The organism is Arcanobacterium phocae, from assembly GCF_900105865.1.
GTDB lineage: Bacteria > Actinomycetota > Actinomycetes > Actinomycetales > Actinomycetaceae > Arcanobacterium > Arcanobacterium phocae.
Window position 1 is genome coordinate 981,446 of record NZ_LT629804.1, and the last position, 21,044, is coordinate 1,002,489.

Annotated in this window: 31 protein-coding genes; 29 read left to right on the forward strand and 2 right to left on the reverse strand. The window is 51.8% G+C overall.

The genetic code is table 11. The features are described 5' to 3' along the window. Positions 1 to 5 precede the first annotated feature (5 nt). From rplP to rplQ, 22 genes are all read left to right on the forward strand, one after another. Positions 6 to 422, forward strand: a complete 417-nt coding sequence (rplP, locus tag BLT51_RS04245; RefSeq protein WP_091280264.1) for a 50S ribosomal protein L16 — start codon at positions 6 to 8, stop codon at positions 420 to 422. Further along, positions 419 to 652 carry a 50S ribosomal protein L29 gene (rpmC, locus tag BLT51_RS04250; RefSeq protein WP_091280267.1) on the forward strand — a complete coding sequence of 78 codons (234 nt, stop codon included), beginning with the start codon at positions 419 to 421 and terminating at the stop codon, positions 650 to 652. The genes rplP and rpmC overlap by 4 nt, the downstream gene beginning before the upstream one ends. Positions 653 to 660: 8 nt before the next feature. Beyond that, positions 661 to 945: a 30S ribosomal protein S17 gene (rpsQ, locus tag BLT51_RS04255; RefSeq protein ID WP_091280268.1), complete on the forward strand. Its 285-nt coding sequence runs from the start codon at positions 661 to 663 to the stop codon at positions 943 to 945. Positions 946 to 1,036: 91 nt separating this feature from the next. After that, entirely contained in the window at positions 1,037 to 1,405 is a 369-nt protein-coding gene (gene rplN, locus BLT51_RS04260; protein WP_013170571.1) for a 50S ribosomal protein L14, read from the forward strand. A 3-nt stretch (positions 1,406 to 1,408) separates the two neighbouring features. Continuing rightward, on the forward strand, positions 1,409 to 1,753 hold the full coding sequence (gene rplX, locus BLT51_RS04265) for a 50S ribosomal protein L24 (protein ID WP_091280270.1): 345 nt from the start codon (positions 1,409 to 1,411) through the stop codon (positions 1,751 to 1,753). An 8-nt stretch (positions 1,754 to 1,761) separates the two neighbouring features. Beyond that, a complete protein-coding gene (gene rplE, locus BLT51_RS04270; protein WP_091282563.1) occupies positions 1,762 to 2,307 on the forward strand; it encodes a 50S ribosomal protein L5 in 546 nt (181 codons plus the stop codon). Positions 2,308 to 2,312: 5 nt separating this feature from the next. Next, the gene (locus BLT51_RS04275) at positions 2,313 to 2,498 is read left to right on the forward strand and encodes a type Z 30S ribosomal protein S14 (RefSeq protein WP_091280272.1); all 186 of its coding nucleotides are present in this window, start codon (positions 2,313 to 2,315) and stop codon (positions 2,496 to 2,498) included. A gap of 55 nt (positions 2,499 to 2,553) precedes the next feature. Next, positions 2,554 to 2,952 (forward strand): 30S ribosomal protein S8, encoded by a 399-nt coding sequence (gene rpsH / locus BLT51_RS04280; protein ID WP_091280273.1) that lies wholly within the window; start codon positions 2,554 to 2,556, stop codon positions 2,950 to 2,952. Positions 2,953 to 2,967: 15 nt separating this feature from the next. Further along, a complete protein-coding gene (gene rplF, locus BLT51_RS04285; protein WP_091280276.1) occupies positions 2,968 to 3,504 on the forward strand; it encodes a 50S ribosomal protein L6 in 537 nt (178 codons plus the stop codon). After that, a complete protein-coding gene (gene rplR, locus BLT51_RS04290) occupies positions 3,504 to 3,875 on the forward strand; it encodes a 50S ribosomal protein L18 (protein ID WP_091280279.1) in 372 nt (123 codons plus the stop codon). The genes rplF and rplR overlap by 1 nt, the downstream gene beginning before the upstream one ends. A gap of 25 nt (positions 3,876 to 3,900) precedes the next feature. Beyond that, positions 3,901 to 4,608 (forward strand): 30S ribosomal protein S5, encoded by a 708-nt coding sequence (gene rpsE, locus BLT51_RS04295; protein WP_091280281.1) that lies wholly within the window; start codon positions 3,901 to 3,903, stop codon positions 4,606 to 4,608. Beyond that, a complete protein-coding gene (gene rpmD, locus BLT51_RS04300; RefSeq protein ID WP_091280283.1) occupies positions 4,605 to 4,787 on the forward strand; it encodes a 50S ribosomal protein L30 in 183 nt (60 codons plus the stop codon). Before rpsE ends, rpmD begins: the two co-directional genes overlap by 4 nt. Then, a complete protein-coding gene (gene rplO, locus BLT51_RS04305; protein WP_091280285.1) occupies positions 4,787 to 5,233 on the forward strand; it encodes a 50S ribosomal protein L15 in 447 nt (148 codons plus the stop codon). Before rpmD ends, rplO begins: the two co-directional genes overlap by 1 nt. Before the next feature lie 257 nt (positions 5,234 to 5,490). Beyond that, positions 5,491 to 6,777 (forward strand): preprotein translocase subunit SecY, encoded by a 1,287-nt coding sequence (gene secY / locus BLT51_RS04310; protein ID WP_091280288.1) that lies wholly within the window; start codon positions 5,491 to 5,493, stop codon positions 6,775 to 6,777. Next, a complete protein-coding gene (locus BLT51_RS04315) occupies positions 6,774 to 7,358 on the forward strand; it encodes an adenylate kinase (RefSeq protein ID WP_091280290.1) in 585 nt (194 codons plus the stop codon). The genes secY and BLT51_RS04315 overlap by 4 nt, the downstream gene beginning before the upstream one ends. 78 nt (positions 7,359 to 7,436) lie before the next feature. Beyond that, positions 7,437 to 8,270: a type I methionyl aminopeptidase gene (gene map / locus BLT51_RS04320; protein ID WP_091280293.1), complete on the forward strand. Its 834-nt coding sequence runs from the start codon at positions 7,437 to 7,439 to the stop codon at positions 8,268 to 8,270. Between the two features lie 183 nt (positions 8,271 to 8,453). Next, entirely contained in the window at positions 8,454 to 8,675 is a 222-nt protein-coding gene (gene infA, locus BLT51_RS04325) for a translation initiation factor IF-1 (protein ID WP_013170545.1), read from the forward strand. A gap of 59 nt (positions 8,676 to 8,734) precedes the next feature. Further along, entirely contained in the window at positions 8,735 to 8,848 is a 114-nt protein-coding gene (gene rpmJ / locus BLT51_RS04330; protein ID WP_013170544.1) for a 50S ribosomal protein L36, read from the forward strand. A gap of 119 nt (positions 8,849 to 8,967) precedes the next feature. Beyond that, on the forward strand, positions 8,968 to 9,336 hold the full coding sequence (rpsM, locus tag BLT51_RS04335) for a 30S ribosomal protein S13 (RefSeq protein WP_091280295.1): 369 nt from the start codon (positions 8,968 to 8,970) through the stop codon (positions 9,334 to 9,336). A 53-nt stretch (positions 9,337 to 9,389) separates the two neighbouring features. Next, entirely contained in the window at positions 9,390 to 9,782 is a 393-nt protein-coding gene (gene rpsK, locus BLT51_RS04340) for a 30S ribosomal protein S11 (protein ID WP_091280297.1), read from the forward strand. 122 nt (positions 9,783 to 9,904) lie between these two features. Continuing rightward, positions 9,905 to 10,909, forward strand: coding sequence for a DNA-directed RNA polymerase subunit alpha (locus BLT51_RS04345; RefSeq protein ID WP_091280300.1), 1,005 nt, complete (start codon positions 9,905 to 9,907; stop codon positions 10,907 to 10,909). Between the two features lie 35 nt (positions 10,910 to 10,944). Then, the gene (rplQ, locus tag BLT51_RS04350; protein WP_091280304.1) at positions 10,945 to 11,412 is read left to right on the forward strand and encodes a 50S ribosomal protein L17; all 468 of its coding nucleotides are present in this window, start codon (positions 10,945 to 10,947) and stop codon (positions 11,410 to 11,412) included. A 167-nt stretch (positions 11,413 to 11,579) separates the two neighbouring features. Here the strand turns inward: rplQ and BLT51_RS04355 are convergent, their stop codons facing one another. Next, a complete protein-coding gene (locus BLT51_RS04355) occupies positions 11,580 to 12,437 on the reverse strand; it encodes an ROK family protein (protein ID WP_091282565.1) in 858 nt (285 codons plus the stop codon). Between BLT51_RS04355 and truA the strand changes: the two genes are divergently transcribed. From truA to glmM, 4 genes are all read left to right on the forward strand, one after another. After that, positions 12,400 to 13,281, forward strand: coding sequence for a tRNA pseudouridine(38-40) synthase TruA (gene truA / locus BLT51_RS04360; protein WP_091280307.1), 882 nt, complete (start codon positions 12,400 to 12,402; stop codon positions 13,279 to 13,281). The genes BLT51_RS04355 and truA overlap by 38 nt on opposite strands. A 260-nt stretch (positions 13,282 to 13,541) precedes the next feature. Beyond that, positions 13,542 to 13,985, forward strand: a complete 444-nt coding sequence (rplM, locus tag BLT51_RS04365) for a 50S ribosomal protein L13 (RefSeq protein ID WP_091280310.1) — start codon at positions 13,542 to 13,544, stop codon at positions 13,983 to 13,985. 30 nt (positions 13,986 to 14,015) lie between these two features. After that, complete coding sequence (rpsI, locus tag BLT51_RS04370; RefSeq protein WP_091280313.1) at positions 14,016 to 14,501, forward strand: 30S ribosomal protein S9; 486 nt, start codon at positions 14,016 to 14,018, stop codon at positions 14,499 to 14,501. A gap of 195 nt (positions 14,502 to 14,696) precedes the next feature. Further along, positions 14,697 to 16,028, forward strand: a complete 1,332-nt coding sequence (gene glmM, locus BLT51_RS04375; RefSeq protein WP_091280316.1) for a phosphoglucosamine mutase — start codon at positions 14,697 to 14,699, stop codon at positions 16,026 to 16,028. An 81-nt stretch (positions 16,029 to 16,109) separates the two neighbouring features. Here the strand turns inward: glmM and coaA are convergent, their stop codons facing one another. Next, positions 16,110 to 17,051 (reverse strand): type I pantothenate kinase, encoded by a 942-nt coding sequence (gene coaA, locus BLT51_RS04380; RefSeq protein WP_091280318.1) that lies wholly within the window; start codon positions 17,049 to 17,051, stop codon positions 16,110 to 16,112. Between the two features lie 103 nt (positions 17,052 to 17,154). On the opposite strand from coaA, the gene glmS reads away from it, so the two are divergent. Genes glmS through alr form a run of 3 tightly spaced genes read left to right on the forward strand, consistent with a single transcriptional unit; the run spans position 17,155 to position 20,989 of the window. Beyond that, positions 17,155 to 19,011 (forward strand): glutamine--fructose-6-phosphate transaminase (isomerizing), encoded by a 1,857-nt coding sequence (glmS, locus tag BLT51_RS04385; protein WP_091280320.1) that lies wholly within the window; start codon positions 17,155 to 17,157, stop codon positions 19,009 to 19,011. A gap of 10 nt (positions 19,012 to 19,021) precedes the next feature. Then, the gene (locus tag BLT51_RS04390; RefSeq protein ID WP_091280323.1) at positions 19,022 to 19,855 is read left to right on the forward strand and encodes an ADP-dependent NAD(P)H-hydrate dehydratase; all 834 of its coding nucleotides are present in this window, start codon (positions 19,022 to 19,024) and stop codon (positions 19,853 to 19,855) included. Between the two features lie 9 nt (positions 19,856 to 19,864). Then, positions 19,865 to 20,989 (forward strand): alanine racemase, encoded by a 1,125-nt coding sequence (gene alr, locus BLT51_RS04395; protein ID WP_091280325.1) that lies wholly within the window; start codon positions 19,865 to 19,867, stop codon positions 20,987 to 20,989. Positions 20,990 to 21,044: the final 55 nt, after the last annotated feature.

Here is a 21,044-nt window from a genome sequence, read left to right on the forward strand (position 1 = left end):
GTTTCATGCTCATTCCCCGCCGCACAAAGTACCGCAAGCAGCATCGTCCGACTCGCTCGGGCATGTCTAAGGGCGGAAACCAGATTGCATTCGGTGAATACGGTATCCAGGCACTGGAGCCGGCATATGTTACCAACCGTCAGATTGAAGCAGCTCGTATTGCTATGACACGTCATGTTAAGCGTGGTGGTAAGGTATGGATTAATATCTTCCCAGATCGCCCGCTTACCAAGAAGGCTCTCGGTCTTCGTATGGGTTCCGGTAAGGGCCCAGTCGAGACTTGGGTTGCTAATGTGAAGCCAGGGCGCATCATGTTCGAACTTGCTGGCGTGCCAGAGAACCTAGCTCGCGAAGCAATGGAGCGTGCAATGCACAAGCTCCCAATGAAGACCCGTTTTGTTACCCGTGAGGATGGTGAATGATGGCTAAGGGCATCAGCACTGAAGAGCTAGACAAGCTCACTGAAGTTGAGCTCGCCGAGCGTCTGAAGGAAGCGAAGGAAGAACTCTTTAATCTTCGTTTCTCAGCCGTGACCCACCGTCTGGAAGATTCCGGTCGTCTGAAGGAAGTGCGTCGCAATATTGCCCGCATTTACACAATTGCCCGCGAGCGTGAGCTCGGAATTCGCACCGCTCCGACGGCTAAGAAGTGAGGTCCCACATGAGCGAGCAAGAAAAGTTGACTGATACCACAGTGCGTAACCATCGCAAAGTGCGCCGTGGTTATGTAGTATCTGACAAGATGGACAAGACCGTTGTGGTCGAGGTCGAAGACCGTCGTAAGCATCCGCTTTACGGCAAAGTCATGACCCGTACCAAGCGCGTCAAGGCCCATGATGAATCTAACGAGGTCCAGGTTGGCGATCTCGTACGTATCATGGAAACCCGACCGTTGTCTGCGACCAAGCATTTCCGCGTGGTCGAGATTATCGAGAAGGCAAAGTGATGTATCCCGGGCGGCAACGCCCGGGAAAGCAAACCATCCGTTCGGCAAGGCTCGTTAAACGAGAACCGGCACGACGACAGGAGAAATGTAAATGATCCAGCAGGAGTCGCGGCTTAAGATCGCCGACAACACCGGTGCTAAGGAAATCCTCTGCATCCGCGTGCTTGGCGGTTCTGGCAAGCGCTACGCCGGAATTGGCGACACGATTGTCGCCACCGTCAAGGATGCTATTCCTGGCGGAAATGTAAAGAAGGGCGACGTCGTCAAGGCGGTCGTCGTCCGCGCAAAGAAGAGCACTCGTCGCGCTGACGGCTCATATATTCGTTTCGACGAAAATGCAGCTGTCATCCTGAAGAACGAGAACGAGCCACGTGGTACCCGTATCTTCGGCCCCGTTGCTCGTGAGCTTCGTGATAAGAAGTTCATGCGTATCGTTTCATTGGCACCGGAGGTGATCTGAGAAATGGCGAAGATCAAGAAGGGTGACCTAGTTCAAGTAATCGCCGGACGTGACAAGGGCATGCAGGGAACAGTTCTTTCTGTTATCCCAGCTGAAGACCGTGTCATCGTCGAAGGCGTTGCCAGGGTTAAGAAGCACACCAAGGTTGGTCGTACTGACCGCGGTGCTGCTACTGGTGGCATTGAAACCGTCGAAGCTCCTATTCACATCTCGAACGTGGCCCTCGTTGGTCCAGATAAGAAGCCAATTCGCGTTGGCTTCCGTGAGGTTGAAGTAGAGCGTGACGGTCGTAAGAAGATCATGCGTGAACGTATCGGACGTCGCGGTGGAAAGGAAATCGAACTGTGAGCGAGAAGATTACTCCGCGTTTGAAGACTAAGTACGCTGACGAAATTCGTTCTAAGATGAACGATGAGTTCAAGTATGCAAATATCCATCAAATTCCTGGACTCGAGAAGATCGTAGTCAATATGGGCGTTGGTGATGCGGCTCGTGACTCTAAGGTATTGGAAGGCGCTATCGCTGATATCACCGCTATTACCGGTCAGAAGCCACAGATCAACCGAGCTCGTAAGTCTATCGCTCAGTTCAAGCTTCGTGAAGGACAGGCAATTGGTTGTCATGTAACTATGCGTGGCGACCGTATGTGGGAGTTCTTAGATCGTCTTCTCGCAACCGCATTGCCACGTATCCGCGACTTCCGCGGCCTTTCGTCAAAGCAGTTTGATGGACATGGTAACTACACATTCGGTTTGACTGAACAGTCCGTATTCCACGAGATTGATCAGGATAAGATCGATCGCGTTCGTGGTATGGATATCACCGTTGTGACAACCGCAAAGACTGACGACGAGGGACGTGCATTGTTGCGTCACCTTGGATTCCCGTTCAAGGAGGACTGACAAGAATGGCAAAGACCTCATTAAAGGTAAAGGCTGCACGCAAGCCTAAGTTCGCCGTCCGCGCTTACACACGGTGTCAGCGTTGCGGCCGTCCACACTCGGTATACCGCAAGTTCGGCTTGTGCCGTATCTGCTTGCGCGAGATGGCTCACCGTGGTGAACTGCCCGGTGTTACGAAGTCCAGCTGGTAAGAATCTACGTCGCAGGTCTTAATAGGAAACCGCGACGAGAAAGGGCAAAAGCCCGATGTCTATGACAGACCCAATTGCAGATATGCTCACGCGTCTGCGCAACGCCAATTCGGCGTTCCATGAGTCGGTTTCGATGCCGTACTCGAAGATGAAGGCAAATATCGCTAACATCCTTCAGCGTGAGGGTTACATCGCCGACTATATTGTCGAAGATGCCAAGGTGGGCAAGACGCTCACTCTGAACTTGAAGTTCGGTCCAAACCGCGAGCGTTCGCTTGCTGGCTTGCGCCGTATTTCAAAGCCGGGTCTTCGCGTTTACGCGAAGTCCACCAATCTTCCTCAGGTTCTCGGCGGACTCGGCGTAGCGATTTTGTCTACGTCTTCAGGTCTGCTAACTGATCGTGAGGCCAAGGACAAGGGCGTAGGTGGGGAAGTCCTCGCCTACATCTGGTAAGGAAGGAGTTATACAATGTCTCGTATTGGTAAGCTCCCAATTGCTATCCCTGCTGGCGTCGAGGTCATGATCGACGGCGATGTTGTCACCGTAAAAGGCCCTAAGGGAGAATTGGTTCACAACGTTCCAGCTCCTATCACCGTTGAGATTGAGGAGAACGCTGTTGTCGTTCGTCGCCCAAATGACGAGCGAGTATCTCGTTCACTCCATGGTCTCACTCGGACGCTGATCGCTAACAACATCCTTGGTGTAACTGAAGGTTTTACTAAGGCTCTCGAAATCGTGGGTACTGGATACCGTGTTGTCGCTAAGGGCAAGGATCTCGAATTCTCGCTCGGTTACTCCCACACCATCTTTGTTGAGGCTCCAGAAGGTATCTCTTTTGCTGTCGAAGCTCCAACAAAGTTCTCGATTAGCGGTATCAACAAGCAACAAGTCGGCGAGATGGCAGCTCGCATTCGCAAGCTTCGCAAGCCTGAGCCTTACAAGGGTAAGGGTATTCGCTATGCTGGTGAACACGTTCGCCGTAAGGCCGGAAAGGCTGGTAAGTGATGGCTGTTACTCCAAAGGGCAAGGGCAAGTTCGTTTCACGTACTCGCCGTCATATCCGACTACGCAAGCGTATTACCGGTACTTCCGAACGTCCACGTTTGGTTGTTACTCGGTCAAATCGTCACATGGTTGCGCAGGTTATCGACGATACTGTGGGCAAGACACTCGTGTCTGCGTCCACTCTTGAAGTTGATTTGCGCGCCTCATCCGATTCCAAGGTTCACAAAGCACACGTCGTCGGCGAGCTCGTCGGCAAGCGTGCACTTGAGGCCGGCATCTCCGCCGTCGTGTTTGATCGCGGTGGTAACAAGTATCATGGTCGTGTCGCTGCAGTTGCAGAAGGCGCCCGTGAAGCTGGTTTGACCCTGTAAATTGGCAAAACGAGAGGAAATTCTTATGGCTGCACAGCAGCGAGGACGAGCCGCTGGCTCGGAGAACGACGGCTCGCGCAACGAGCGTAATAACCGTCGTGATGATCGCCGTGGCGATCGTCGAACCGATCGTCGCGCCGAAGATCGAAACGCTTACATTGAGCGCGTCGTGACGATTAACCGCGTCGCTAAGACCGTTAAAGGTGGACGTCGCATGTCCTTCACTGCACTTGTTGTGGTTGGAGACGGCAACGGCACTGTAGGTGTTGGCTACGGCAAGGCAAAGGAAGTACCTGCTGCAATTGCTAAGGGTACCGAGGAAGCAAAGAAGAACTTCTTCAAGGTTCCGCTCATTGGCACTACCATTCCACATTTGGTCCAAGCCCGTGACGCTGCTGGCGTCGTGTTGCTCCGTCCAGCATCTGCTGGTACTGGTGTTATCGCAGGCGGTCCAGTTCGTGCAATTATGGAGTGTGCCGGAATCCATGACGTTCTTTCAAAGTCGCTCGGATCATCCAATGCCATTAACATTGTGCGTGGAACTATCGCAGCATTGAAGCAACTCGAACAGCCTGAGGCTGTCGCGGCTCGCCGTGGCTTGCCACTTGATGATGTTGCTCCTAAGTCAATGTTACTCAAGCGCACAGAACATGAAGCCAAGGAACGCGAAGACGCTGAGCTCGAAGCACAACGTGCCGAGAACGAAGCTGCCGCTGCAGGAGTTGGTGCATGATGAAACTCAAGATTACTCAGACCAAAGGTCTCGTAGGAACTAAGCAGAATCAAAAAGATACGGTTCGGTCGCTTGGTTTGCACAAGATCCACCAGTCAGTTATTCGCGAAGATACCCCGGTTGTCCGCGGTATGATTCGTACGGTAGCTCACTTGGTTACTGTGGAGGAGGTTGCCTGATGGCTGACGTTCTAAAGATTCATGATCTTCGCCCAGCACCCGGCGCCAACAAAGCTCGCACTCGTGTGGGCCGTGGTGAAGGTTCAAAGGGTAAGACTGCTGGTCGTGGTACTAAAGGTACTAAGGCACGTTACCAGGTTAAAGCTGGTTTCGAAGGTGGACAGATGCCTATGCATATGCGTCTTCCTAAGCTCCGTGGTTTCAAGAACCCGGCTCGCATCGAATACCAAGTTGTTAACTTGAACAAGCTTGAGTCGCTTTTCCCAGAAGGCGGAACCGTTACCGTCGATGATCTCGTAGCTAAGGGCGCAGTTCGTGCTAACAAGCTCGTTAAGATTCTCGGTACTGGTGAAATTAACGTTAAAGTTAACGTTACTGTCGATGCTTGGTCTGCTTCTGCAAAAGAAAAGATCGAAGCTGCTGGTGGCTCACTAGAACAGCGATGAGCTAAACTCATTCATTAAAGACGGGTTCATAACTAATGAAGTGGTTATGGACCCGTCTTTTACATGTAAAATGTCTCAAACATTACTCATTTAAGGCTGTATTTGATTGCGTGTTTACAGGTATAGTTGTCACAGTACGTGTGTTTGGTACACATGCCACGCACAGTAGCTTTTGTTAGCTACACAATGACATAACGCCGACTCTGGTCGGCATCACGCGCCCGGCCCCGGCCGGTTCCAACATCGGAGGAACTTCCTTGCTACACGCACTGATCTCAGCCTTCCGTACCCCAGACTTGCGAGCTAAGCTCCTCTTCACTGTGATGATCATGGTGATTTACCGTCTCGGTACTTTTATTCCAGCACCTTTTGTTTCATATAAGAATGTGACCAAATGTCTTGACGAAGCTGGTAGCGAAGGATTACTTACATTAATCAATATGTTCTCGGGCGGAGCAATGCTCAAGCTTGCGGTATTTGCGCTCGGAATCATGCCCTACATTACGGCATCGATTATCGTTCAATTGATGAAAGTAGTGATTCCTCGGTTTGAAGAACTGTCGAAGGAAGGCCAAACTGGACAGGCTAAGCTGACTGAATATACTCGCTATCTCACGATCTTTTTGGCGATTCTGCAGTCTTCAGTTACAGTCTCCGTAGCCAATGGAGCACTGTTCCAGAACTGCACTGTCGATCCGATCCCAGAACCTTCTGCAGTTAAATTTATTATTGCAATTTTGGCAATGACGGCAGGAACCGGTTTGATCATGTGGATGGCTGAGCTGATTACCGAGCGTGGTGTTGGAAACGGTATGTCTTTGCTTATTTTCACCGGTATCGCGGCTAACTTCCCGGCAATGCTTGGCAATATTAGCCAATCTAACCATGGCTGGTTTGGTGTGCTTATCGTACTCGGTATGTTCTTAGCAATCACGGTGGTTGTTGTTTTCGTAGAACAGTCCCAGCGTCGTATCCCAGTTCAATACGCAAAGCGCGTGGTTGGCCGTCGTACCTATGGTGGTACATCGACGTACATCCCGCTTAAACTTAATATGGCGAATGTTATTCCAGTCATCTTTGCGTCATCGATTTTGTCGATGCCTACGATGTTTGCTCAGTTCTCAACAGCTCAGGAGGGTTGGGCTGCTTGGGTGCGTACCTACTTTGCGCCCCACTCGTTCTGGTACTTGGTTGTTTACTTCTTCCTAATCCTGTTCTTCGCGTTCTTCTACACGTCGATTACTTTTGATCCTGAAGAAGTCGCAGACAATATGAAACGTTACGGTGGATTTGTGCCTGGTATCCGTGCAGGCCAGCCAACTGCAGATTATCTGCGGTACGTCATCAACCGTATAACTTGGGTTGGTGCCCTGTATTTGGCCATTGTTGCGCTTATTCCACAGATCGTCTTTACCCAAATGGGTTTGACGACGTTCAGCTTTGGCGGAACGTCAATCATCATCCTCGTTGGTGTTGGACTACAGACTGTTAAAGACATTGATGCCCAACTCCAGCAACGTCACTATGAAGGATTCCTACGATGAGTTTTCGTTTGATTCTTACTGGAGCTCCGGGAGCAGGCAAAGGGACCCAGGCCGGTGCAGTTTCCGAAGCGCTCGGTATTCCAGCTATTTCGACTGGTGAAATCTTCCGTGCTGAAATCGCTAACAAATCAGATATTGGTCTGGAAGCACAGCGCTACATTAGTGCAGGAAATTTGGTTCCGGATACAGTTACCAATGAAATAGTTCGCCGACGCTTGGCGCAACCCGATACAGTTAATGGTTTCTTGTTGGACGGTTATCCACGTACTCTCGAGCAGATCGAAGCACTCGACTCTATGCTGGCAGAAAACGATCAGAGCATGGATGCAATGATTGTTATTGCTATTCCAGATGAAGAAGTCGAAGGCCGGTTGCTTAAGCGTGCGGAGATTGAGGGACGCGCTGATGATACGCCTGAGGTAATTGCACATCGTGTAGCCGTTTACCACGAAGCTACCGAACCGATTATTGAAGCATATCGCAAGCGTGGCAAACTGGTCACTATTGATGGTATAGGTACCATCGAAGAAGTACGTTCACGAATCGTCGCCGGTGTTAAGGAAAGTCTAGGCATCAACTGATTGTTCTAAGTAAACTGCTAGCTACATTGTGGCTAGCAGTTTACTTATATTTGCTTTACAAGATCGAAGGAAACTGCCGTGGAAAATAAAATCCAATATAAAACTAATGAACAAATTGTTAAGATGCGTACCGCGGGGCTGGTTGTTGCGCAAATTCACGCCGCATTGCGTGCAGCTGTTAAACCAGGGGTGACGACGGCGGACATGGACCGAGTTGCACTGAATGTTTTGATTAGAAACGGTGCGCGTTCTAACTTTTTTGGGTACTACGATTATCCGGGCCAAATTTGTACTTCTGTTAATGATGAAATCGTGCATGGTATTCCTGGTTCGCGAGTACTTGCGCCAGGAGACTTGGTTTCTTTCGATTGTGGTGCGGTTGTTGATGGTTGGCACGCGGATGCATGTATTAGTGTTGTGGTTCCGGGCGGCGATCCGCACGTCACTGCAGCACGTGAAGAATTAAGTGCTATCACTCGGGAATCCATGTGGGTCGGTATTGCCGCAATGGCAACAGGTAAACGAGTAGGTGATATCGGTGATGCTATCGATGATTATGTGGAGTCTCTAGATGGTGAACTTCGTCCGGATATTGTTCTTGACTATACTGGCCATGGAATAGGTGATGCCATGCATCAAGATCCTGAAGTTCTCAACTATTCTATTGATGGGCGTACCCCTAAGCTAAAGCCAGGAATGGTGCTGTGTATCGAGCCGATGCTCACCGCGGGCTATCAGGATAATCATACGCTTGCAGACGAGTGGACCGTTGTTACCGACGACGGAAAAGACGCTTGTCATTGGGAACATATGATTGCCCTTCATAAGGGCGGAATCTGGGTGTTGACAGAACCTGACGGGGGAGCGGCTGAACTAGAACGCTTCGGAATTAAGATCGCGCCGCTGGCCTAATTTTGCAATTTTGCCTGGTCTTTGGTTTCGGCGTGACGAGATGCACGTTAAAACACCTATCGCTTCGCTCTACAAATCACGTATTATAGAGCGTTGGTGCCTTGTATCTATCAGTTGGTGGATCAGACATCAAACTACGGTCGCAACCGCGATCGTAGAATCGAATCGAAGTTAGCGGGAGTAATGGCGAAAAAAGAAGGCGTCATTGAAATTGAAGGTGTTGTCGTTGAAGCACTGCCAAATGCAATGTTTCGCGTAGAACTAGATAACGGGCACGTAGTGCTCGGGCACATCTCAGGGAAGATGCGTCAGCACTACATCAAGATCCTTCCGGAGGACCGTGTGGTTGTTGAGCTTACGCCCTACGACTTAACACGTGGTCGTATCGTATATCGCCACAAGTAACCCCCGTTAATAACACGTAGCTTAAACGTTGCGTTAACCGACAAAGAAAGCTAGAGACTATGAAGGTCAAGCCAAGCGTTAAGCGCATTTGCGATAACTGCAAGGTTATTCGTCGGCACGGTCGAGTCATGGTTATCTGTGACAACCCACGCCATAAGCAGCGTCAGGGCTAAGTCCTACGCATTGAACAGGCATTGTCAGCGCACCGCGCATTCTTTTGGTCCGAAGGCCAAAACCCGATCGGGACGGCAATGCTCCACACCTTCGGAATGAACATATAGGAGCCACACACATGGCACGTCTATCTGGTGTCGATCTCCCTCGTGAGAAGCGAGTAGAGATTGCACTCACCTACATTTTCGGCATTGGTCACACCCGTGCGCTAGAGTCCCTCGCCGCTACTGGCGTTAATCCGGACACTCGTGTTAAGGATCTGACTGAAGATGATCTCGTCAAGCTGAAGAACCACATCGACGAAAACTACAAGGTCGAAGGTGATCTCCGTCGTGAGATTCAGGCTGACATTCGTCGCAAGATTGAGATTGGTTCTTACCAAGGTCTCCGTCACCGCCGAGGCCTTCCGGTTCACGGTCAGCGTACCAAGACAAACGCTCGTACTCGTAAGGGTCCAAAGCGTACCGTTGCAGGTAAGAAGAAGTAAGTAGTTCCACCTTCGGGTGTGAATCGACGATAATTTTCAGGAGATTTTAACAAATGCCACCAAAGACTCAGCGTCGTCCGCGCCGCACAATGCGAAAGAACGTATTAACTGGCCAGGCGCATATTAAGTCCACGTTTAACAACACGATCGTGTCGATCACCGACCCTAATGGCGAAGTTATTGCCCAGACATCCTCTGGCATGGTTGGCTTCAAGGGCTCGCGTAAATCTACTCCATACGCTGCACAGCTTGCTGCAGAAAATGCTGCACGTCGCGCAATGGAAGCAGGTATGAAGAAGGTTGATGTTTTCGTCAAGGGTCCAGGCTCTGGTCGTGAAACTGCTATTCGTTCCCTGACAGCTTCCGGTCTTGAAGTTACCTCAATTTCTGATGTAACTCCTCAAGCACACAACGGCTGCCGTCCTCCCAAGCGCCGTCGCGTTTGATCAGTAAGGGGGTTCGTCCCCTTTCCTCGGTGACATACTTACGCAAGTGTGTCACATGTAATCGCCGGCATATGCCGGCTGGTGGATGTCATATAGTGGGCATCCGGTGAAAGGAAACTATAGTGATCATTGAACAGCGTCCTACGCTAACCGAAGATAAGCTTTCGGATACCCGTTCGCGGTTCACGCTTAACCCGCTTGAGCCAGGTTTCGGCTACACACTCGGTAACTCGCTTCGTCGTACACTGCTATCGTCCATTCCAGGCGCTGCCGTGACGTCGATTCATATCGATGGTGTGCTTCATGAGTTTTCAACCATTGAGGGCGTTAAAGAAGATGTCGCCCAGATCATTTTGAACCTCAAAGATCTGGTTGTTACTTCGGAAAATGACGAGCCAGTGCAGATGTATCTGCGCAAGGCTGGTCCAGGGGAAGTAACTGCGGCAGATATTACGCCACCAGCTGGAGTTGAAATTCATAACCCAGAGCTGCTTATCGCAACGTTGAATGAAAAGGGCAAGCTCGAGATTGATCTGACTGTTGAACGTGGCCGTGGCTATGTTTCAGCACAGCAGAACAACTCGCCAGACTACGAAATTGGTCGTATCCCAGTTGACTCGATCTATTCACCAGTCGTGAAGGTTTCGTACAAGGTGGAAGCTACTCGTGTTGGTCAGCGTACCGACTTCGACAAACTGATCGTCGACGTCGAGACAAAGCCGTCCATGGCGCCTCGTGATGCTTTTGCTTCAGCAGGTAAGACTCTCGTTGAACTGTTTGGTTTGACAGCTGAGTTGAACCAGGAAGTCGAAGGCCTCGAGTTGAAGGAAGCTCCTGTTGTTGAACAGCAGTCTTCTGATTTGCAACGACCAATTACCATTCTTAACCTACCGGCACGTTCGCAGAATTGCTTGCAGCGTGAAGGTATCCATACAATCGGTGAGCTGGTGCTTCGTTCTGAGGCTGACCTGCTTGATATTCGTAACTTTGGTGCGAAGTCGATTGAAGACGTTAAGGATGAGCTGGCAAAGCTTGACTTGCGTCTAAAGGATTCACCGGCTGGTTTCATGTCCGGCTTCGGTGATGAAACGTACGGAATGCACTTCAGTGACGAAACGCAGGCCTGAAGGTCAGCGGAACAAGATAATTTTTAGGAGAAATCATGCCACGTCCCGCTAAGGGTCCACGCTTGGGTGGTAGCCCAGCGCACGAGCGTCTCATCATTGCAAACCTCTGCAAGTCGCTCATTCACAATGAATCGGTCGTAACAACCGAGGCTAAGGCCAAGCGTGTTCGTCCACATATCGAAAAGCTCATCACCAAGGCTAAGAAGGGCGATACTCACAATCGTCGTCTTGCACTGAAGGTTTTGGGCTCGCGCGAAACTGCATACATTCTTTTTGAAGAGCTTGCACCAAAGTTCGCGAACCGTGAGGGTGGATACACTCGCATTGTTAAGCTTCCAAACCGCAAGGGTGACAACGCCCCAATGGCCGAAATCTCGCTCGTTCTCGAGCCAGTTTCACCAAAGCAGGCTGTTGTTAAGGAAGCTGAGAAGGCTGCTGAAAAGGCTGCTGACGAAGCCCCAGTTGCTGAAGCTGAAGAAGTCGAAGCTGCTGAAGAAAAGTGATGACGTTGTTCTGGCTTTTGGGCTCGTGCTCAAAGTCGGAATAGCAGATTAACTGCTTATAGGTTGTGGCGGATTGAGTAATCAATCCGCCACAACCTATTATTTAGTTTTAGTGGCTGTGAAAGTTTAGGGAGTATAGCGAGGTAGTTACTAGCGTTGTTACGCTATTAGTCGCAAGCGCCGCGCGTGATATGCGGGACGTATTGCCAGGTTGCGCTACCGCCTCGTGCGCCTGCTTCATAATCTAAGAAAGTAGCCCCACGCTCGCTAAGAGATGCCCGCACCTGGTCAGTAAGTTTGAGCGCATTACCGCCACCGATGTAAAGCGTATCCCACCGGTACATAGGCCACAGAGCGTCAATTACTTGGCTGATGTGGTGTGACCATTGCGCTGAGTCGGTGTCTGGAAGGTTGATAGCGCCGACGACGTCGTCGAACGTTCCTCCAATCGGGCTTGGGGCGTGAGACACTTCTATGTGTTCCGTAAGTCTGCCATTAACAGCAAAGGCAATGCCTAAACCAGTACCTAAGGTAAGAATAAGCTCGCTACCATGTCCCTGAATTGTTGCTGCGGCCGCAACTATGGCGTCGTTGACAACGAGCGTAGGTAGATGGCAGGCGTTCTCAACAAGTTTCTGGATATCAGCGTTTTTCCACGCCTCTTGCAATTGTGGATCCACGTTCCCGCCCGGCCCAGCAGGACGAATGTAATGCGGGGTATGGATGACGATGCCGTCGCGCACGATTCCGGGCATGCCGATAGTAACTCGCTGGCATGTGACGGCATGGCGCTGTGCATGCTCAATCACGGTTTCTATCATCAATTGCGGGGTGAACGGGTAGTCGACAACATCAACAAAATATGTGCCGAGATGGTTGCCCTGGCGATCTAATACGGCAGATTTAACTCGTGAGCCACCAAAATCTAGACTCAGCGTGTCAAATCCCGAGTTGGGATCATGGGGCTGAATATGGGATCCTGCAGTCATGACTTCGACGCTATCGCAAAATGCGCGCTTACGCATAGATCTAAGCTACGACGGTAACCACTTTCACGGTTGGGCGGCACAACCAGGCCTAAGAACAGTACAAAACGAGCTGGAACAGGTCTTGTCGGTGATTTTTAGGCATCCGGTGATGGTAACAGTGGCCGGGCGTACAGACGCAGGGGTGCATGCCCGTCATCAGGTGGTTCACTGTGATGTTTCCCGAGCAGCTTGGGACACCCTTCCAGGGCGCTCCTCGCGGACCGCAGCAGAGTCATTAGTTATGCGTGCTAACTCGATGCTTTCACGTGCCGCTGCGTCCGTATTGCCATGGGCGCCACGCGGATATAGTGACGTCGTTATTCATAAGGCTGCCGAGGTGCCACCGGAATTTGATGCCCGGTTCTCGGCTCTGTGGCGTGAGTATTCGTACCGAATCGCAGATGGAGTTGCCGCGTGGGATCCACAACGCCGGGATGTTTTGTGGCTGACGGATCGGTTAGACATTGCGGCGATGAATCGGGCTGCAGTGGGGTTGCTTGGGGAACATGACTTTTTGTCATTCTGTAAGCCACGTGAAGGAGCTTCAACGGTGCGCACGTTGTTCGAGTTGGATTTCGAACGCCATGGCGATTTAGTTGTGGGGCGGGCGCGTGCTGATGCGTTTTGTCATTCGCAGGTGCGCACGTTGATGGGGACGCTGATTGAGGTTGGGCGGGGTGCTCGCGAAGAGCGTTGGCCACAAGTGCGGTTGGAGGAGCGGTCTCGGGATGGCAACGTGATCGTTGCACCGCCACACCCGTTAACGCTGGAATCTGTGGGATATCCAGTGCCTAGCGAGTATGGTCGCCAAGCTTCTTTGGCGCGCCGTTTTCGGGGATGAATGTCGACGACGGTGTGTGGCTGGACAAACTGTTGAGATGAATCGCACCACAGCACGAGCGTTTCCTTTGACCGGAGTAGAAAATCACAGTAGAGTTTCTTAATGCTGTGCATGTTGTATGAAGATGCAATCCCACTCGTCTCATAACAGTGCCAGCAACGTTAACTTGACCATTGGATAGGTTAGCTACTTTTCGGCATAAGCCATTGCCCAAGTAGTTAATAGAGCTATCCGCGATTAAAGAAACGAAGGCTACGCAAGTGCGCACGTATTCACCGAAGCCCGGAGACGTCGAGAAGAAGTGGTATGTCATTGACGCCACCGACGTCGTCCTTGGCCGTCTGGCATCTCAAGTTGCCATCCTGCTCCGTGGGAAGCACAAGCCCAACTTCGCTCCACATGCTGACACCGGCGATTTCGTCGTGATCATCAACGCTGAGAAGGTCGCTCTGACCGGTTCGAAGCGCGAGCAGAAGATTGCTTACCGTCACTCAGGTCAGCCGGGTGGCTTGACCGCTACGTCCTATACCGAACTCTTGGCTGAAAACCCAGAGAAGGCTGTCATGAAGGCTGTTGCCGGCATGTTGCCAAAGAACACATTGGGACGTCAGCAGCTTTCCAAGCTCAAGGTATACCGTGGGGCAGAGCACCCACATGCTGCTCAGCAGCCGGAAGCCTTTGAGCTTACGCAGGTTGCACAGTAACCCCTGTCCGGAAAAAATTTAAGGAGAACCGTGGCTGAGACCACTGAAACCGTAGAACTTGAGGAAACCCCGAGTTCATACACCTCTGAGACCGAGGCTCCCAAGACCGGCCAGGGTGCATCCCTGACCGCACCAGGCGCAGGCCTGGGTCGTCGTAAGGAAGCAGTTGCTCGTGTCCGTCTCGTCCCAGGTACCGGCACGTGGAAGATCAACGGCCGTACTCTAGAGGACTACTTCCCAAACAAGTTGCATCAGCAGCTTGTCAATTCACCATTCGTTCTACTTGATATCGAAGGTCGCTTCGATGTTATCGCCCGCATCAACGGTGGCGGAACCTCCGGGCAAGCCGGTGCGCTTCGTCTCGGTGTTGCCCGCGCATTGAACGAAATCGATCGTGATGCTAACCGTCCAGCTTTGAAGAAGGCTGGCTTCCTAGCCCGTGATGCTCGTGCAGTCGAGCGTAAGAAGGCTGGTTTGAAGAAGGCACGTAAGGCTTCGCAGTTCTCCAAGCGCTGATTCGTTCAGTATTGGAAAACCAGTATGGTCCTGCCACGTTTGTGGTGGGGCCATACTTGTATGTTGTCGCAATTTTCAGTAGTACAAGTTCTTTGTGTGATGTGACATGGCAGAAATACACTGGCTGATATCTCCCGTGTACTGAGGGCAATGTACTAGGCTTAAATAGTTGTCAGTGCAATTAGAGGAGAGATGATGGCACGTCTATTTGGAACCGACGGTGTTCGCGGGTTAGCTAATCGAGAGATCACCGCGCCGTTCGCGCTTCAACTTGGTGAGGCTGCGGCACGGGTGTTAGCACAAAATGTTTCGGGTCATCGGCCAAAAGCGATTGTGGGTCGCGATACGCGCCAGTCATCGGGAATGCTGAGCCACGCAGTGGCGGCTGGACTATCGTCCGCGGGCGTCGACGTCGAACACGTTCGTGAGATTCCGACTCCTGGTATCGCCTATTTGACTGCCGCTCGTGATTACGATTTGGGCGTCATGATTTCTGCTTCGCACAATGCGATGCCAGATAACGGTATTAAGTTTATTTCGGGCGATGGGTTCAAACTTGATGATGCTATCGAGGATGAAATCGAAGCTGTGCTCGGCCAGGAATGGGATCGTCCGATTGGCGCTGGCGTTGGTTATATGCGCGAGAATGCGATTGTTTCGGATCAGGTTTATATTGATCATTTGGTTCGTTGCGGTGCGGACCTATCTGGTTTGCGGATAATCTTAGACTGTGCAAACGGTGCGGCGTCGAATGTTGCGCCAGCGGCGTTGCAAGAATTGGGTGCGGACGTTTCGGTTATTAACGCCTCTCCAGATGGTAAGAATATCAACCGTAACGCGGGATCGACTCACCCGGAGCAGCTCCAAGCAATGGTTGTGGCTTCGGAAGCTGATTTCGGTTTTGCCTTCGACGGCGATGCGGATCGCTGTCTAGCGGTTAATGCGCAAGGAAAGATCGTCGACGGCGATCATATTATGGGTCTGCTTGCGGTTTCATTAAAGGCGCAGGGGCTACTGGCCGGTAACACGCTTGTTGCTACGGTTATGTCTAATCTGGGTTTGACCTTGGCGATGCGCGAAGCCGATATTAATTTGGTGGCAACCAAGGTGGGCGATCGCTACGTGCTTGAAGAGATGCTTGCCCACGGATACATGCTTGGTGGCGAACAATCAGGTCACGTCATTAACTTGCATCATGCGACTACTGGTGACGGCACGCTAACGGCTATCTTGGTTGCTTCGGAGATGGCTCGCCGTGGTGGAACTCTGGCTGACGCAGTTTCGTTCATTACTCGGTTGCCGCAGACTCTTATCAATGTGCCGAATGTTGATAAGACGCGTACCTCCGAAGTGATGGATGTGGTAGCAGTGGCAGAGAAGGAGCTCGGCGATACCGGACGGGTATTGTTGCGTGCTTCTGGAACAGAGCCGCTTGTGCGTGTGATGGTTGAAGCACCAACTCAGGAACAAGCTGATTCGGTTGCACAGCGTCTTGCTGACGTTGTTGCGCAGCGTCTGGCATTGTAAAAGCGTGAAAACGATGTGGGCCAGTACTCGCTGTACTGGCCCACTTGCTTATTACGATTCACGATTTTATCGCGGTTCACGTTAGAGTTTTCGAATCTGTATCTGTTCTATCGCATGGTCTGGTCCTTTTGTCAGAATGACCGTGGCGCGGTTCTTGGTGGGGGCAATATTGTGCCGGAGGTTAGGTAAGTTGATAGCTCCCCAGATTTGCCGGGCAGTTTCGCGAGCCTGCGTATCGGTCATGCTGGCATAGTTACGGAAGTAGGAGGCTTCGTTGGTGAATGCGGTTGATCGCAGTGACAAGAATCGGTCGATGTACCAGCGTTCGAGAGCTTCTTCCGGGGCATCAACGTATATGGTGAAGTCGAAGAAGTCGGAGACGGCTGAGAACTCGTGTGCAGCTATGCCTGAGGCGGGTTGGAGAACATTGAGGCCTTCAACGATAAGAATGTCTGGCTGATCGACGACGATACGCTCACCTGGGACGATATCGTAGGTAACATGGTCATACACGGGGGCGCTAACATTGCGCCGGCCAGATTTAACAGCAGCTAAAAATTCTAGCAGGGCCCGCCGGTCGTACGACTCTGGAAAACCTTTTCGGGTCAGGATACGCCGTTCATCTAGCACCGCGTTCGGGAGCAAAAAACCGTCAGTGGTTACAAGGTTAACTTTTGGGGTCTCGGGCGAACGACTGAGCAACTCGCGAAGTAGCCGCGCGACGGTCGATTTTCCAGCAGAAACAGATCCAGCGATTCCCACGATCCACGGAACACGCAAATCTTCGAAGCCTAAGAAGTTTTTCGATTCATGAAAAAGTCGTCCAGTATTACGCGCGTACATGTGCATGAGTGCTGTTAACGGACGGTAGATAGCATCGACTTCGTCAACCGTAATCGGATCACCTAATGCCGCGAGTTGGGCTAGGTCGCGTTGTGTTAATGGTAACTCGACGCTCTGGGCAAGTTTCGCCCAATCATGGCGATTAAATGTGACGAACGCGGAAAAATCGGTGTTGTGCATGGTTAAATTGTGGCAATAATAGGCCGATAACACCAACTTGACGCCAAGTTGTCTGACAGGTTGAGTGACTTTAGGGGGACATCACCTTGTATTGTTAATCAACATGTGTGGAATTGTTGGATATATTGGTGCCCATGCGTCATTCGCGTCGCAAGAAGTTGTCCTTAATGGTCTAGAGCGGTTGGAATATCGCGGATATGATTCGGCTGGTATTGCGGTCCCGTCGTCGGATCGCATCGCCGTGCGCAAACGTGCCGGTCGTGTAGCCCAGCTCCGAGCCGAATTAGCAGAGCGTCCGTTAGAGCCGGGAACAGCGGCAATCGGGCACACCCGGTGGGCGACCCATGGCGTGCCCTCAGACCGTAACTCTCATCCGCACGTATCAGCTGATAGCCAGGTTGCGATAGTTCACAACGGGATTATCGAAAATGCGCCGCAGCTGCGTGAAGAACTGCACGCTGCCGGTATCGAATTTCGTTCCGACACCGATTCGGAGACTATTGCGCACTTGCTAGGTCAAGCAGTAAGCCGGCACGGTGATTTAACCCGCGCGATGCGTGAGGTCGTCGCTCGACTAGAAGGATCGTTCGCCGTCGTAGCAACGTATGCTGGACAGCCGGACCGGTTGGTTGGTGCGCGCCGTAATTCGCCTCTCGTTGTTGGTTTAGGGCAGGACGAAAACTTTTTTGGATCCGACGTCGTTGCTTTCGTCGGTCATACGCGCCGTGCGTTAGCCGTGGGGCAGGACCAGATCGTGACGCTCACTGCGCACAGCGCTGAGATCACCGATTTTGCGGGCGCTCCAGTAGCGGCGGACAGTTTCGAGGTTGATTGGAACCTTGACATGGCACTACATGACGGATACCCCACGTTTATGGACAAGGAGATTCACGAACAGCCAGCTGCCGTTGCGGAAACACTTCGTGGACGTACGACTCCTAATGGAAATTTACAGCTCGATGAGTTGCGGATTGAAGAATATGAGCTTCGCGCAATCGATAAAATTATTGTGGTTGCGTGCGGTACAGCGGCTTACGCCGGACATGTAGCAAAATATGCGATCGAGCATTGGTGCCGTATCCCGGTCGAAGTTGAGCTAGCCCACGAGTTCCGCTATCGAGACCCGATCGTCACGTCAAAGACGTTGATTGTGGCTATCTCACAGTCAGGCGAAACGATGGATACCTTGATGGCTATCCGCCATGCGTCGGAGCAGGGTGCTCGTGTCCTGTCGATCGTTAATACCTATGGCTCGACGATTGCCCGTGAATCTGACGCCGTGCTTTACACCCATGCCGGTCCGGAAATCGCCGTCGCCTCAACGAAGGCCTTCACCGCGCAGATTACGGCAGCATATTTGCTGGGACTGTATTTGGCTCAGCTACGTGGAAACAAATTTACCGATGAGGTAGCTGGCTATCTAGCTGAGTTGGCGTTGATGCCACAGCGAATGGAATTTGTGTTGGCGCAAGAAGATAAGATCCGGCAATTGGCCCGTACCATGGCCGACGTCGAATCGGTTTTGTTCCTAGGACGGCACGTTGGCTTCCCGATTGCGCTTGAAGGCGCGTTGAAGCTCAAAGAGTTGGCGTATATTCACGCCGAAGGTTTTGCTGCTGGGGAGCTTAAGCACGGGCCGATCGCTCTGGTTGAGGAAGACTTGCCGGTTTTTGTTATTGCGCCGACGCCGCGTCGTCCATTGCTGCACTCGAAAGTTATTTCGAATCTGCATGAGGTTATCGCCCGGGGCGCCCGAACGATTGTGATCGCCGAAGAAAACGATACTGCAGTTGACGATCATGCCCTCGCGGTTATCAGAGTTCCGCATTCGACGCCAACGTTGATGATGCCACTAGTAACGATTATCCCGTTGCAAATCTTTGCTTGCGAGCTGGCCACCGTGAAGGGGCACGACGTCGACAAGCCACGCAACCTCGCTAAGTCAGTAACCGTTGAGTAACATGTGAGTTATGGAAACACACTCGGTAACGGACCGCGATATTCACGCTTGGTGGCCGATTCCTGCCCCGGCTGGACATAAATATACCCGTGGCGTTTTAGGCGTGGTTACTGGTTCACGTCAGTATCCTGGATCGGCTTTGCTGGGTGTAGGCGCGGCCTTGGCATGCGGGCCGGGAATGGTGCGCTATTTGGGCGATAGCCCGCTTGTTGTGCCGCGTTACCCAGAGGTAGTTACGGCGCCAGGGCAGGTTCAGGCTTGGCTAGCTGGCTCAGGTATGGTTCCGGACTCGAGTGATTTTTCACTGGTCCATCACGCATTGGCATCCGGTTTACCTGTTGTTCTCGACGCCGGAGCCCTCACGTTGGCTTATCAAGGCCAGGTATCGCCGGTGACAGTTTTGACACCGCATCCAGGGGAGCTGGCGCAGTTGTTGCGCGCTCGCGGGCCCGACGTGACGCGCACCGTCGTCGAACGTCATCTTGTTGATTATGCGCATCTTGCTGCTCAAGAAACTGGAGCGGTCGTGGCAGCTACGGCTGCTATAGATGTGATAGCACAGCCGGATGGGTATGTGTATATTCAAGAAGGTGCGACCCCGTGGCGCGGGACTGCCGGTGCTGGTGATGTCTATGCCGGAATCGTTGGCGCGCTTTTGGCTTTGTGGGAAGCAACTGGACGTAGCAGTGTGAGTGCGGGTTGGATCGCGGCAGCAGCTGCGCATCTTCACGGGCGTGCCGCAAATCTCGCTGCCCGAGCTCACGATGGAGTTGGCTACCCGATTAAGGCGAGTAACATTAGTGATGCGCTAGGTGAAATAATCTGGCAGGTATTGAATTCGTAAGGTGAAACTATGACGAACAAGGCTCCGGCACGTGCCTTAATATCGCGTCGCGCATTTGAACAAAACGTTGCGGTAGTTCGGCATCATACGACGTCAAAGCTGATGGCTATCGTGAAAGCTAACGGCTACGGTCATGGTGTTGAACTGATTGCACAGTGGGCGTGGGAAGCCGGAATTGATTGGCTTGGGTTGGCACAGCTGAATGAAGCGTTAGCGTTGCGCCAGACTCATACCCATGGCCATATTTTGGCGTGGATTTTTGCTCCCGGTTCTGATTTTCAACGGGCTATTGAACAAAATATTGATCTCTCTGTGGGGGCGACGTGGGCCATTGATGAAATAGCCGCAGCAGCACGTGCCTGTGGTCGGCCAGCACGAATTCATATTAAGGTCGATACTGGTATGACCCGCGGTGGGTTTGACCTTGATCAGTTGCCTTCAGTATTTGCTCGGGTAAAGGCGTTAGCTGCTGAGGGCATTGTTGACATTATTGGTTTGTGGTCCCACTTGGCATGCGCCGATGATCCACGTTCGGATGCGGCTACCACCGAACAAGTTGAATGTTTCGAAGCAGCCCGTGAATATGCCCGTCAAGCGGGTGTGACGATCCCGTTGTGTCATTTAGCTGCTTCATCTGGGATTTTGTGGCATCCCCAAACCCACTACGATATGGTTCGGCCGGGAATTGTCCTTTACGGGTTGAGTCCTAATCCACAATGCGCTACGGCAAGCGATCTGGGCCTCGAACCGTTGATGACGTTGGAAGCTGACGTCATTTTGACGAGGGAAGTTCCAAGTGGGGTCGGAGTCTCGTATGGGCATACGCATATTACGGACCAGCCTACACGATTGGCAGTTGTTCCGGTGGGATACGCAGATGGTATTTCTCGGCATGCGTCGAACACACTTTCAGTTACGCTAAATGGTGATCAGGCTCCTATTCGCGGAGTGGTGTGTATGGACCAATTCGTCGTCGAAGCTCCAACTGCTCAAGCAGGAGATACCGCAGTTCTTTTTGGTCCGCATAAGCATGGATATTTGACTGCAGACGACTGGGCTGAAAAGACCGATACAATTAACTACGAAATCTTTTGTAACCTGGGTCCGCGTATCCCACGGATCCCAGTGGACTAACGTATATCTGACTAACACCTGAATTGAATGAGAGAACACGGTTATGATTCTGTCG